A 12,162-nucleotide genomic window follows, 5' to 3' on the forward strand; every position below is an offset into this window, starting at 1 on the left:
GGGACAATTAGCCGGTAATCGCTGCAGTTCCCCAGTCCTACAGGCATAAACTCCACCTTGATCACAGCGCATTTTTTAAAAAGCCTCCTTACTTGTGTTGATAGTCCGTTATACCCGGTCGAAAGATCCACCACATGCCCAAGGAGGCCAGCATACCTGCTACGCCTCCGAAGTAGAAGGGCGCCTGGGGACCGAAGGTATCCCACAAAAAGCCGGCCAGGGTGGAAGCCGGCAGAAGGCCTATGCCCACTACGGTGGCGTGGAGGCCGATAAGGGTTGCCTTCTGCTCCGGAGGCGCTATATCCGCCACCAGAGCCTTTTCTACACCTTCGGTAAAACCGTTATAGAGGCCGTATATGGCAAAGAGCCAACACATAGCCGACGGGTTCTGAGCCACCGCAAAACTTAGATATACCAGGCCATAAACCAGGTAACCGAGGACCAGCAACGTCCGCCGGCCGATGCGGTCCTGCAGGCGACCGGCGGGGTAAGAAACCAGGCTGTAGACGAGGTTATAAACGAAGTATAAGAGTATGACCGTTTCCGGGGCAAATCCCAGATTCTCGGCCCGCAACAGCAAAAATTGGTTGGAGGAGTTACCCAGGGTAAAGAGGAAAACAACCACCAGGAGGGATCGTAAGCGTGGGTCAAGGACCCGCCAGTTAAAGGATATTTTCTTCGCCTGGAGGCCGGCGAAGCCCCTTTCCCGTACCAGCAACAGGACGGCAACCCCTAAAACGGCGGGGATAAGGGAGTACAAGAAAACCGCCCGGTAATCCCCTCGGTAGCCTGTCAAGAAATAATAAGCCAGCACCACCCCCAGGCTGGCCCCTAGGGTATCCATGAGCCGGTGCAAGCCAAAGGCGGCCCCGCGCTGCCCCGCCGCGGCAGCTTCAGCGATAATGGCGTCTCTGGGAGCAGTGCGCACCCCTTTGCCAAAGCGGTCGGCCAAACAGCCGGCCAACACCCAGCCCCAAGAGGTCGCCAGGACGAGAAAGACCTTGCCCAGGGCTGAAAAGCCGTAGCCGCCGATAGCCAAGGTTTTTCTGCGTCCCAGACGATCGGAAATAGCGCCGGAAAAAACCTTGAGGATGCTGGCCAGGCTTTCGGCCAATCCTTCAATAATACCGACGATAGCAGGGCTGGCCCCCCAGGGCCGTGGTCAGGTAAAGGGGTAACAAAGGATAAACCATCTCCGTGAAAATATCAGTCAGCAGGCTAGTGAGGCAGGTGATGAGGACGTTAAACATGAAAAGAACCCCTTGCAATTTAATGAGCCGTCCAAAGATTTAACGGTTCTTTCCCATCTCTGGCAAGGCTTTATACACTATAACCGCTATAACCCCTCCTGCCAGGGCCGTGAGCAATTGGGGAATCTGGAAAGCCTGCGCCAGCTTGGGGGGCAAGACCAGAATGAATTTCAGCGCTAACACGAAGACCCCATACTTGCATACCGCGGCGGCAATGACGCCGACCCAGGGTTAAATCTTACCAGCAGGCCGAAGACTATCACCAGCGTAGCGTTGGCTGCCATTATGAACGGCGTTATGGGCTGGGCGAGCGGGGGCACGATGCCCCGCATGAGAGCGATCCACGGCGTCAGGGCGCCTATGACGACACCGCCCCCCATGCCTACGGTTAAAGTCGCGAGGAACAGCATCGCGTTTACTAGCGGGCCTGTCCCCGGCTGTGGGAGCCCGACCATCTGAACTGCGACCGTCAGCGCCAAAAGCAGGGCGGTCGTAGTCAGAAACCTGGTATTTCGCCACATGACATACCTCGCCTCCTCAGTTTTTCCAGCAGCGTCCCATTTCCTTCCAAACGCCTGCAACAGCGCTTCTACGTCTCCCTCCTCCACCGCTTCTGGCCTATGGACAGGCGGCCGGGAACCAGCGCATCATCTCATAAACACGTTCTAACAGTTGTCGTCTTTACTGTCGAACTCTATAATAAACCTCTTCCTTGTAAACCGCTTGGATAAGGCCAGTTTCTACCAACCGGCCAATATATTTTGTAACCTCCGCCTGATGTAAGCCGGTTAAAAAAGCAATTTCCGTCAAGGTACAGGGGCGCCGCCCCAAAAGGGTCACAATCTCCCTTTCGATATCCTGCTGGCTCCCGTCCCCGTACACCTTGCCGGCAAAATGGCCAATAATCTCTGTCCTATTACCCAGTCGGGCAGCTATTCTTTCCATTTGCTCCCGTTCCAGGGGCCTGGCAAATGCCTCCGCCGGGGGGCGACTAACGGTATTAAGCTGGATCTTCTCTGCCGGCAGATCTTTTAAAACGGCAGCGAGGGCAGCAATCTCTTCTTCCCCATCATTGAGCCCGCGGACCAGCATCACTTCTATCCAAAGGCGGCCCCTGAACATGTCTGCGAAATCTTGCAACCCTTTGATAACCTGCTCTAAACTAATCTGATCGCAGGGTCGGTTGACTCGCTTAAAGGCCGGAACTGTAGCCGCATCGAGGGAAGGTATCACCACATCTGCCGTCGCTAACTCTTCCCGTATATTCTGATCATGCAGGAGTGATCCATTGGTTAGCACGGCCACCGGTATGGACGTTAATTTTTTTAAACCCCGGATTACCCGGCCGAGCCCTGCATTAAGGGTGGGCTCACCGGAGCCAGAAACTGTTACATAGTCCGGTCGGTGATTTCCTTTAAGTTTTGTCTCTATTTCCTGTAGCACAGCCGCTACCGGTACATATTCCTTGCGTTGGACGGTATGTAATGTGGTTCGGCCCAACTGGCAGTAAATGCAATCATAGCTGCAGGTTTTAAAGGGAACAAGGTCGATACCCAGGGACCACCCCAGCCGCCGTGACGGGACAGGGCCAAAAACATAACTCATTTTCCCTCTCCCCCTTTTTAGCATTAGCGCAACTTATCCCTGCCGCCGAAAACACGCCTGGTCATACCTGCAATCCAGTCCCAGTGCAAGTAAAGATGAACTAAAACCAGGACCACCGTCACTATCGCCAGCCAGCGGTGTATCGCTCCCCATTCCTGGCGGCTAAAAATAAAAGTGGGAGCAAAAGCTTGTCGGCCATATCTCCCTGCCGGGAGAATTAGCCACGGGATAAAACCAGAAAGGGCTACCCCCAGGGCACTCAGGAAAAGGGCTAAATCGACAAAATAATTAACTTTCCATTTATACAACTTCCCACTTCCTTCCCGGATCACATTCTAAATTCAGGATGGCATATAACTTTGCTATATCATCCCTAACCGTTTCCAGTATAAATCTATAAAGAACATACGTCAATATTGTGTTGTAAAAAAGCCCCCCTGCCAAAAAAGAGGGGGGCTATCACAAAAATTGTATCCCTGAAAAATCGTGCTCCCTGAAGGAAAGTTTGATAGGCTGGAATTAGCTCCTTAACTTTAGCACGGCATCCTCGGCGGCATTGGTTACCTGATAGGCAATAGGCGAGGCGGTAAGGGCCGGGTGGGTCCCTACCTGCATGGTTTCCAGCTCGTCAGCCCGCATCTTATGCTGCACGGCAGCCGCCAGCAGGTTGGTCAGCTCGCCCACCGCAGTACCGCCGTAAGCCTGCCCGCCTACAATTACACCAGTATCTTTAGTAAAGATCAACTTTACGCCCAGCTCTCTGGTCCCCGGCATACTCCCCGGATGCCTGTCAGGCGCCTTGGCGTTACCATTTACGACCTCAATACCCGCTTCCCGGGCCGCCCTTTCCGTCAGGCCTACCGACCCCAGGGCCAGGTCGCCGACAATCGTCGAAAACACTCCTACTGCCGCCCCCCTGGCCCGCCTGAGGCCGAACAGGTTGGCCCCCGCTACGCGGGCTTCATGGGTGGCTACGGAAGCTAGTTTGATGAGGGATGGCCCGTGCCCGAAAAATGAGCTTTTTTCGGCGCAATCGCCAATGGCAAAAATACTTGGGTCACTGGTACGCATATAATCATCAACCCAGATGCCGAAGCGATTGTTAACTTTCAGTCCCGCCTTTTGGGCCAGTTCAATATTGGGCGCCACGCCGATGCCAAAGATAACAACGTCAGCAGGCAGGGTTTCGCCGTTGGCAAGTCTCACCTGTTCTACTTTACCGTCTCCCAGAAACTCTTCTACTTTCGTTCCAGTAATAATGTTTATTCCCTGTGAGCGCAGCTTATCCTCCGCCAGGGTGCAGACCTCATCATCAAATGCCAGGGCCAGGCAATGGGGCAAAAGTTCGACGACGGTAACATTCAACTCCCGCCCCTTCCGGCACTCATCGGCAAACTCAACTCCTATAAACCCTCCACCGACGATCACCAGATTTTTCGCTTTATCCAGGGCATTTTTGAGATTCTCAAGATAGGCTACGTCTTTTTTGACGACGAAAACACCTTCCAGGTCAGCCCCTTTTACCGGTGGAACAACAGGAGACGACCCGGTAGCCAGGACGAGTTTGTCATAAGCTATGCTACCAGAGTTCACCGTAGAAACAGCCTTGCTTTGGCGGTCAATCCCTATAACTTCATCGATCACCAGTTCTATGCCGTTATTAACCAGTGTGGCGTCCGGGATGAGGTTCTTGTCGGGGCTCCCCACAGTACCGAAAATGTAAGGGATACCGCAGGGTACCAAAACCTTTTCTTCTTTACGTACCACGGTTACCTTTTTGTCCTTAAAATACATTTTGGCAGTAATAGCTGCCGTAAGGCCCGCCGCACTCCCGCCGATAACTAGTACATCCGTACCCTTCAAACCAGCCGCCCCTTTCCATGTTTTTTGTTAATACTAGAACTTAGTTTTTTAAATAGCATAGTATTTATTAGGTCATATGTCAATAATAGATAGAGAAAAAATCTCCGTTAGTATAATCGGTTTTAAATTTATAGCTACACTCTAACCTTTGTCAAGGACCACCTATTCTCCCACATGGGCCACAATGCCTCCGCCGCCTCCACCAGCACAGCATCGAACTGGATGGCTTTGTTGGCAACAACTTCTTCCCAGCAGTGGTGCCAGGTAAGGGCCGGGCGGTAAGGCCTTTCTGAGGTCATGGCATCAATGGCATCGCATAAGGCAATAATCCGTGAGCCTAAAGGGATGGCCTCGCCTTTTAAACCAGCCGGGTAACCCTTACCGTCCCAGCGTTCGTGATGGTAAAGGACCAATCGAGCTATCGAGCTCAATCGCCGCGATTTGTTCAAGATTTTATAGCCTATCTCGGGATGGCGCTTGATCATTGCCCATTCGTGAGGTAAAAGGCGGCCCGGTTTGCGCAAAATCTGGTCCGGGACGCCAATTTTCCCGATATCATGCAAATGGGCAGCCATATGTATATTCTCGAGTTCTGCGCCCTTAATCCCAACTCTCCTGGCTAGGTCAAAGGCCATATCAGCCACGCGTTGCGAATGGTCTTCACTATAATGATCCCTGGCTTCCAGGGCAGCCGTTAAACATTCAATAATGTCATGGTAGACCCCATGCAGGGTATGCCCGCATATCCAGGAAAGCATCCCGGTTCCCCTTCCCCGTCGCCGCTATTTTAGCCGTTTATAAAGCCCTTCCAGGCTTTAGCTATATAGGCCCAAGAACGCCGGGCAAAAATAGTTCTAACCCCCTTTTTCCGGGCATCCTTTTTGATCTTTGCGGCCAGCCCATGGTTGACATAGTCAGTAAACACCAGCACGACATCAATCTCGTGGGGCAAATCTACAGCTATATGGCCAATTTTACGCCCGCTTAAGTGTTCGATTTCAGTGAAACCCAGGCTTTTGAGGTTATCAGGGATGTTCCCCAAACGGTCACCGCCAACGATTAAAATAGACAAAGCCATGTCCCCCTTTGTCTAAGTTGATAATTTTTCTCATTTGTTCCTGTTAAAATAAGGGGTTAATTTCCTCAGCAGAGAAGGTTGGCAGTTCAGGCTTCCCTCCTGAGGTCCCCTTCAGACTGTAAAGGCTACGGGTTATATTGTCTTCCCGATCTGGCTCCTTGACCACCGTTACAAACTTGATCACAACGTGGGCAGCCTGCCCCTCTGGCAGTTTCCAACAGATGACGCGCCAGGATGGCACCTGCTATAATACCTGCTCCGGCTAAAATGGTTATCTCCATCGCTTTCCGTCTCTTTTAACCATGCTTAAACATTCCGGGTGCCCGTTTTAGCCAAGCCCGAGGAGCCTGCCTACCTGGAAGACCAGCACCGCCATCACCCAGCCCAGCAGCAAACTGTAGCCGATGGTAAAGGCAGTCCAGCCCCAGGAATTGGTTTCCCGGCGGATGGCGCCAATGGCCGCCACGCAGGGGATGTAAATCAGGGTCATAACCATAAATGCGTACGCTGAAAGGGGCGTCCAGGATTGAGCGATGGCCGCTGTCAAGCCGTCTTCCTCTACGCCGTAGAGGACGCCCAGGGTGCCGACGACCACTTCTTTAGCCAGGATGCCAAATACCAGGGCTACCGCCGCTTCCCAGGTGCCAAAACCGGCCGGTTTAAAGACCGGCGCCAGTATAGTTCCCAATCTCCCGATCAGGCTCTCCTGGCTGGCGTATTCCACACCCAGTGGTAAGTTGGAAAGTACCCAGATAAGCACCACGACACCGACAATAACGGTACCGGCTTTACGGACAAAGGAACTGCCTCGCTCCCACATGTGAATCATCGTGCCTTTAAGTGTCGGTACCCGGTAAGGCGGCAGTTCCATGACAAAGGGAGCTGTTTCTCCTTTAAAAAGAAAGGTCTTAAAGATTTTTCCCATGATAATAGCCAACACAATACCTAAAAGGTACAGGGAAAAGATTACCCATCCCTGTTTAGCCGTAAAGAAGGCGCCGGTGAAGAGGACGTATACCGGTAAGCGGGCCGTGCAGGACATCAAAGGATTAATAAGGATAGTAATCAAGCGGTCCTGCCGGCTTTCCAGGGTTCTGGTAGCCATGATGCCCGGGACGTTGCAGCCAAAGCCGATTAAAAGCGGGACAAAGGATTTGCCGTGCAGGCCCAGGGCGTGCATCAGACGGTCCATGATATAAGCAGCGCGGGCCATATAACCGCTGTCCTCCAGGAGAGAAATGGCCAGGAAGAGCAAGAAGATGGGGGGTATAAAGACAAGCACCGAACCCAGACCGCCGATTATCCCATCAGCTATGAAGGAAGTCAGGAGTTGCGGGGCACCCAGGGCTTCCAGCCAGCCGGTAGCAAGGCCGGTTAACCCCTCAAAGGCGCTTTCCACCCAGCCAATCATGGGGTCACCCAGCTTAAAGGTAAATTGAAAGACAGCCCACATAGTCAGGAGAAAAATCGGCAACCCCAGGTATCGATTAGTTACTATGTTGTCAATCTTATCAGATAAAGTAAGCCTTTCTTCCAGGGTCTGGCGCCTGGTAACAGCCTCTTTTACCAGGCCGTTGATAAAACCATAGCGCCGATCGGCAATAATGGCTTCTACTTCTTCTCCTAAAATCTCATGCAGTTGTTTTTTGCTTTTAGTTGCCGCATCAAGGACCTGCCTGGCCCCTTCTTTTTGCAGCTCTGCCTCTAAGCGCTCATCGTCTTCTAAGAGTTTTATCGCCAGCCACCGGGGAGGGTATTTCGCTGCCAGCTTAGCGTCCTGCTTAATGATTTGTTCTAATTTATCTAGTTCGTTTTCAATTTCCCGTCCGTAGTTAACTTTTAGCGGCTGGCATATTGTCTCCTGGACCCTCTTCGCAACCGTAGCCACAAGTTCTTTTATACCCTCGTTACGTGTGGCTACGGTCGGCACCACCGGCACTCCTAGAGCTTGCGCCAGGCGGGGGATATTGATTTCGATCTTGCGTGCCCGGGCCTCATCAACCATATTTAAGGCGACGACGACGTTGGCCCCCATCTCCAGCAATTGGGTAGTCAAGTACAAGTTGCGTTCCAGGTTGGAGGCGTCGACGACATTGATAACGGCCTCAGGTTTATCAAAGAGGATAAAATTGCGGGCGATAAGCTCGTCCTCACTGTAAGCACCAAGGCTGTAAGTCCCAGGCAAATCAACAATATTGAAAGTTTGTCCTTGATAGCTAAGCTTCCCTTCTTTTTTCTCCACCGTCACGCCTGGCCAGTTGCCAACATGCTGGCGGGCGCCAGTCAGATCATTAAAAATACTGGTCTTACCTGAATTGGGATTGCCGACCAGGGCGATAACCTTTTCCCTTTCAGGTTTAGCCATTGCTACTGCCTCCATGGGTTCCCCTCCTTAAAATGCCAGTTCCCAACGAAAAGTGTTAAGTATGCCTAACATCAACTTACATCATCTTGCTGACATATACTCCCTGCCTGCAAAAAGGATTACCCTTGCCCTTAACCTACTTCTTCTACCATAATCTTATGGGCCATACCTCTCCCGATTGCCAGGCGGCCGCCCCCTGAACCATTCCCTAGCGAAACAATTATGGGTCCAAAGTTATCATTGCGGATAATCTTAATGGTTGACCCGCGTACCAGGCCCAGCTCTGTTAGCCGGCGACGCAAACTTATGCCGCCAGCGACTTCTTTAATAACTGCCTCCCGGCCTGTATTTAAAAATTCCAGGGGTAATAACCTGCTGCCCATAACTGAACACCTCTTAACATTAATTGAGTTGCTCGACAAAAATAGCGGCTGCTTCTTTTTTGCGTAAGCTCAAATGGTAACCCTTTACTTTTACTTCTATAGGGTCGCCCAGAGGAGCTGCTCCTGCGACAGCCACTTCAGTACCAGGAACTACTCCCATGTCCAAGAGCCGGCGGCGGAGTTCGCCGGTAGCGGTAATTTTAATCACCCTGCCGCGAGAGCCCTTCCCCAGTTCGCTTAAGGCCCGTGTGCTAATGGTTTCTAAAGCCTCCATGACAACAGCCTCCTTTCCTTCTTTAAGCAAATTAAGGTTGCTTAATTTTCATTAAAAGATAATGACATTCATTCTCATTAGGTTAATAAAAAAATACCACACAGGTAAATAAATTGTCAAGCCCTCGCCCGGTAATGCCGCACACCTCCTATCTGGCGCAAATAATGTGCAATATTGACTAGCTATAACTTGGGATATAATTATGGTAAGACGCGACTTACTTTTGTGGAGGTGTAGTAAAATTGCAGGGTATGATAAAAGTATCCAGCAAAGGCCAGATTGTGTTACCTGCCAAATTAAGGAAAAAGCATGTATAAAAAAAGGTGATATTTTAATTGTTAACCTGGTGGGCGATAAAGTTGTAATTGAACCACTTAATAAATCCAAAAAAGAAGATTGGCAGCAGATACTTGAAGAAACAGCAGGAATATGGCCACATGTAGACTCAAAGTATGTCGAGGAACTCCGTTTAGCCGCACAAAAGAGATTGGAGAAAACGATGGATCAGTTCCATAACCGTTATGGAATTATATGCCGCGCCGCATATTACGGCTGAACAGCAAGAAAAAATGGCCCTGCTGTTCGAGGGCTTAAATGGGATAGCGGCAACAGCATTACATCTGGACGCTGTTCTCGCCACAAAGAATAAAAAGCATTTTGATTTTATCCCTGGAATTGTTGTTGACTGTCCTTATTAAAACCGCAGCCTAAGAGCACCAGCGGCCCTTCCCTGGTGGTAATGATTAAAGACTAATCACCGGAGAAGACCCTTCCAGAGATCTTCTGTTTTCGAGCTACACCTGCGACGACGAGAGGGAGGCGGGGGTAAGCACTTCTAGCCCGGGTACCCGTTTGAAATGTTCTACGTTTAATGTAAACAGGGGCAGGTTGCGCGCCAGACAGATGCCGGCAATGAGGGTATCAGGCACCCCAATTACCTCCCCGCCAGACCGCAATCTATTTTCGATCATAGCCGCTGCCATGGCTGCCTGGCCATCAAAGGGCAAGATGGTAACCTGCTGAAAAAATTTAGCCAGCAGCCTTTCCCTTTTACTGTTGGCAGCAAGACCTACCTGGAGTTCAAAAACTGTTATAGCTGTTATGGTAAGCGTACCATTTCTTAAAGCATGCTCGACATAATCAACTTCCGGCTGGTGACCCTTCAAAAAGCCAATAATTATCGAAGTATCGGTTACGACTCCCACCGCGACCAGAACTCCTTCACCCTGGCTGCATATTTTGGGCCTTCTTCTTCGCTTAAACTACCGGCAAGTTTTAGAATCTCGTTAATCTCTTTTTCCCGGTTCTCCGCCCTTGCTAAATATTCCTCAAGGGCTTCATTTACTATTTCTGAATAACCCCGTAAACCTCGCCTGGCCGCCAGGGCCATAAGTTTAGCCCGGGTTTCATTGCTGATTTCAATGGTAGTGCGCATGTTTAATCACCTCATATAAGTATTCTAGTATGCAAATACTTACATGTCAATAATGCGGGAAAACATTAATGGCGGCCGGCGGGATAGTGCAGTAAACTGTGCTGCCCGGCGACAGGGAACAACCTTTATCTTCCCTGGCAACAACCAGTGCGACAAGCCTTTCGCCGGCATCGATTATTACCCTGGTCAGTAAGCCCCGTGGGTAAACCGCGAGCACCTTTCCCGGCAGGCAGTTCCCGGGCCGCGGCAAACTGCTCACCAGGATATGTTCCGGCCTGACGGAAAAACCCGCCCGGCCGGTTAATTGCGTCTCTACCTGCAGCAGCGCCCCTCCAAGGGTGACGTATTTCCGGCCGCCGCGCAGGATAATATCGCTATAATAAATATTTTCCACCCCGACAAAGCGGGCAACCGCCGCCGTCCGCGGCCGAGTAAAAATTTCCTCCGGTGAGCCCACCTGGAGCAAACCGCCTCCCATGAGAACCCCGATGCGGTCGCCCAGGTATAAGGCTTCTTCAAAATCGTGGGTTACATGAACAATCAGGGTACCGGTAAACCGGTGCAGGCGCTTTAGCTCCTGCTGAAGCGTCTCCTTTGTACAGGGGTCCAGGGCTGATAGGGGTTCATCCAGTAAAAGGACCCGGGGCTTCATTATTAAAGCCCGGGCCAGGGCCACCCGCTGCTGCTCGCCGCCGCTTAAAGTATATGGAAGACGCCGGAGAAGGTGGGCGATACCAAGCAGGGACGCCACGGCTTCTAATTCCCTTTTTATCTCGCCCGGAGGTAATTTTTTGTTTTTGAGCCCGAAGACAATATTTTCCCTGACGTTTATATGGGGGAATAAGGCATAATCCTGGTAAACAAAACCAAAGCGCCTCTTTTCCGGCGGCCAGGCGGTTATATTTTCTTCCCCCAGCCATATCTCGCCGGCATCCGGCGCGTGCATGCCGGCAATAACCTCCAGGAGAACGGTTTTGCCGGCACCCGTCGGCCCCAGGATAACGAAGTATTCTTCCGGAAAGACTTCTAGAGATATATCCCGGAGTTGAAACTCGCCTATCTTTTTAGTTATCCGGAATAGCCGCAGCGAACGCCCAGACAATCGTTCTTTCACAGGCCCGGCACCCGCTCGTACAGCTTTACTCCTGCCCGTTCAAAAACGGCCAGGGAAATCACGGCGATCAGGATCAGGATGGCAGCCGAAGCCATCAGGGCCTCCATGTCGCCGGTAGCCATATTTAAGTAAAGGGAGATGGGCAGGGTTTCCGTTTTAAACCTGGTGGCGCCGGCCAGCATAAGCACCGCCCCAAATTCCCCCAGGGCTTTACCCCAGGTAAGAACCAGGCCGGCAAGGATATTATTACGTATTAACGGTAACGTCACCTTCAGAAAAGCCCGGGACGGGGTACAGCCCAGGGTCCTGGCCACATATTCCAGGCGGATATCCACGGCCTCGATAGCAGCCTTTAGAACGGTAATCAGGGAAGGAAGATTGACGAAAAATTGGGCCAGGATAATCCCGGGTACGGTAAACACAAAACGTAAACCCATCCTGGTTAGGATTTCGCCAAAGGTCGTAGTGCCAAAAAGCAGGAGCAGGCAAACGCCGGAGACAACTGGCGGCAGGGTTAAAGGGATTCTTAAAAGATTGGCTGCTATACCCTGGCCCGGCAGGTTGTAGCGGGCCAGGGTATAGGCCACCGGCATAGCTACCAGCAGGCAGGCGGTTGTTGAAACTATAGATGTTATCAGGCTGAGCCTGATGGCGAAGACCAGTTCCGGCGCCTTCAGAGAGGCAGGAATGTAAGGAATACCCCTTATCAGCACAGTACTTACGGCTGCTAAAATAAAGAGCACTACCATTGAAGTTATCAACACGTTAACCATTTTAAAAAGTTTTGCCCCCAAG

15 protein-coding genes and 1 pseudogene are annotated in these 12,162 nt (G+C 51.4%); 2 read left to right on the forward strand and 14 right to left on the reverse strand.

Annotated elements, in window-relative coordinates; translation table 11 throughout:
• Positions 1-88: 88 nt before the first annotated feature.
• The 10 genes and pseudogenes from E308F_RS00090 to E308F_RS00135 form a co-directional block, all read right to left on the reverse strand.
• Positions 89-1,250: pseudogene (locus tag E308F_RS00090) on the reverse strand (MFS transporter).
• A 176-nt stretch (positions 1,251-1,426) separates the two neighbouring features.
• Entirely contained in the window at positions 1,427-1,858 is a 432-nt protein-coding gene (locus E308F_RS00095; protein ID WP_216363874.1) for a hypothetical protein, read from the reverse strand.
• Positions 1,859-1,931: 73 nt separating this feature from the next.
• The gene (locus tag E308F_RS00100) at positions 1,932-2,855 is read right to left on the reverse strand and encodes a radical SAM protein (RefSeq protein WP_172613546.1); all 924 of its coding nucleotides are present in this window, start codon (positions 2,853-2,855) and stop codon (positions 1,932-1,934) included.
• A 23-nt stretch (positions 2,856-2,878) separates the two neighbouring features.
• A complete protein-coding gene (locus E308F_RS00105; protein WP_141262678.1) occupies positions 2,879-3,163 on the reverse strand; it encodes a DUF4405 domain-containing protein in 285 nt (94 codons plus the stop codon).
• A 211-nt stretch (positions 3,164-3,374) separates the two neighbouring features.
• Positions 3,375-4,718 (reverse strand): NAD(P)/FAD-dependent oxidoreductase, encoded by a 1,344-nt coding sequence (locus E308F_RS00110; RefSeq protein WP_141262679.1) that lies wholly within the window; start codon positions 4,716-4,718, stop codon positions 3,375-3,377.
• 134 nt (positions 4,719-4,852) lie between these two features.
• Positions 4,853-5,476 carry an HD-GYP domain-containing protein gene (locus E308F_RS00115; protein ID WP_141262680.1) on the reverse strand — a complete coding sequence of 208 codons (624 nt, stop codon included), beginning with the start codon at positions 5,474-5,476 and terminating at the stop codon, positions 4,853-4,855.
• 29 nt (positions 5,477-5,505) lie between these two features.
• Positions 5,506-5,790 carry a DUF2325 domain-containing protein gene (locus tag E308F_RS00120; RefSeq protein WP_075516063.1) on the reverse strand — a complete coding sequence of 95 codons (285 nt, stop codon included), beginning with the start codon at positions 5,788-5,790 and terminating at the stop codon, positions 5,506-5,508.
• 334 nt (positions 5,791-6,124) lie between these two features.
• Positions 6,125-8,176, reverse strand: a complete 2,052-nt coding sequence (feoB, locus tag E308F_RS00125; RefSeq protein ID WP_141262681.1) for a ferrous iron transport protein B — start codon at positions 8,174-8,176, stop codon at positions 6,125-6,127.
• Between the two features lie 116 nt (positions 8,177-8,292).
• Positions 8,293-8,544: a FeoA family protein gene (locus E308F_RS00130; protein ID WP_141262682.1), complete on the reverse strand. Its 252-nt coding sequence runs from the start codon at positions 8,542-8,544 to the stop codon at positions 8,293-8,295.
• A gap of 19 nt (positions 8,545-8,563) precedes the next feature.
• A complete protein-coding gene (locus tag E308F_RS00135) occupies positions 8,564-8,818 on the reverse strand; it encodes a FeoA family protein (RefSeq protein ID WP_141262683.1) in 255 nt (84 codons plus the stop codon).
• 202 nt (positions 8,819-9,020) lie between these two features.
• On the opposite strand from E308F_RS00135, the gene E308F_RS00140 reads away from it, so the two are divergent.
• Together E308F_RS00140 and E308F_RS16060 are read left to right on the forward strand one after the other, a co-directional pair.
• The gene (locus E308F_RS00140) at positions 9,021-9,374 is read left to right on the forward strand and encodes a hypothetical protein (RefSeq protein WP_141262684.1); all 354 of its coding nucleotides are present in this window, start codon (positions 9,021-9,023) and stop codon (positions 9,372-9,374) included.
• Positions 9,340-9,516, forward strand: a complete 177-nt coding sequence (locus tag E308F_RS16060; protein ID WP_216364417.1) for a hypothetical protein — start codon at positions 9,340-9,342, stop codon at positions 9,514-9,516. Before E308F_RS00140 ends, E308F_RS16060 begins: the two co-directional genes overlap by 35 nt.
• A 96-nt stretch (positions 9,517-9,612) precedes the next feature.
• Here the strand turns inward: E308F_RS16060 and E308F_RS00150 are convergent, their stop codons facing one another.
• The 4 genes from E308F_RS00150 to E308F_RS00165 are packed head-to-tail and all read right to left on the reverse strand — an operon-like array spanning position 9,613 to position 12,161.
• A complete protein-coding gene (locus tag E308F_RS00150; RefSeq protein ID WP_172613545.1) occupies positions 9,613-10,023 on the reverse strand; it encodes a type II toxin-antitoxin system VapC family toxin in 411 nt (136 codons plus the stop codon).
• Positions 10,011-10,253: a CopG family ribbon-helix-helix protein gene (locus E308F_RS15660; protein WP_172613544.1), complete on the reverse strand. Its 243-nt coding sequence runs from the start codon at positions 10,251-10,253 to the stop codon at positions 10,011-10,013. The genes E308F_RS00150 and E308F_RS15660 overlap by 13 nt, the downstream gene beginning before the upstream one ends.
• A gap of 46 nt (positions 10,254-10,299) precedes the next feature.
• Entirely contained in the window at positions 10,300-11,367 is a 1,068-nt protein-coding gene (locus tag E308F_RS00160) for an ABC transporter ATP-binding protein (RefSeq protein WP_141262685.1), read from the reverse strand.
• A complete protein-coding gene (locus tag E308F_RS00165; RefSeq protein WP_141262686.1) occupies positions 11,364-12,161 on the reverse strand; it encodes an ABC transporter permease in 798 nt (265 codons plus the stop codon). Before E308F_RS00165 ends, E308F_RS00160 begins: the two co-directional genes overlap by 4 nt.
• Position 12,162: the final 1 nt, after the last annotated feature.

It is taken from the genome of Moorella sp. E308F, assembly GCF_006538365.1.
GTDB lineage: Bacteria > Bacillota > DSM-521 > Neomoorellales > Neomoorellaceae > Neomoorella.

Coding starts and splice junctions, on each gene's coding strand:
- E308F_RS00140 (WP_141262684.1), top strand. CDS start 9,021: ATGGTAAGACGCGACTTACTTTTGTGGAGGTGTAGTAAAATTGCAGGG.
- E308F_RS16060 (WP_216364417.1), top strand. CDS start 9,340: ATGGAATTATATGCCGCGCCGCATATTACGGCTGAACAGCAAGAAAAA.
- E308F_RS00115 (WP_141262680.1), bottom strand. CDS start 5,476: ATGCTTTCCTGGATATGCGGGCATACCCTGCATGGGGTCTACCATGAC.
- feoB (WP_141262681.1), bottom strand. CDS start 8,176: ATGGAGGCAGTAGCAATGGCTAAACCTGAAAGGGAAAAGGTTATCGCC.
- E308F_RS00135 (WP_141262683.1), bottom strand. CDS start 8,818: ATGGAGGCTTTAGAAACCATTAGCACACGGGCCTTAAGCGAACTGGGG.
- E308F_RS00100 (WP_172613546.1), bottom strand. CDS start 2,855: ATGAGTTATGTTTTTGGCCCTGTCCCGTCACGGCGGCTGGGGTGGTCC.
- E308F_RS00130 (WP_141262682.1), bottom strand. CDS start 8,544: ATGGGCAGCAGGTTATTACCCCTGGAATTTTTAAATACAGGCCGGGAG.
- E308F_RS15660 (WP_172613544.1), bottom strand. CDS start 10,253: ATGCGCACTACCATTGAAATCAGCAATGAAACCCGGGCTAAACTTATG.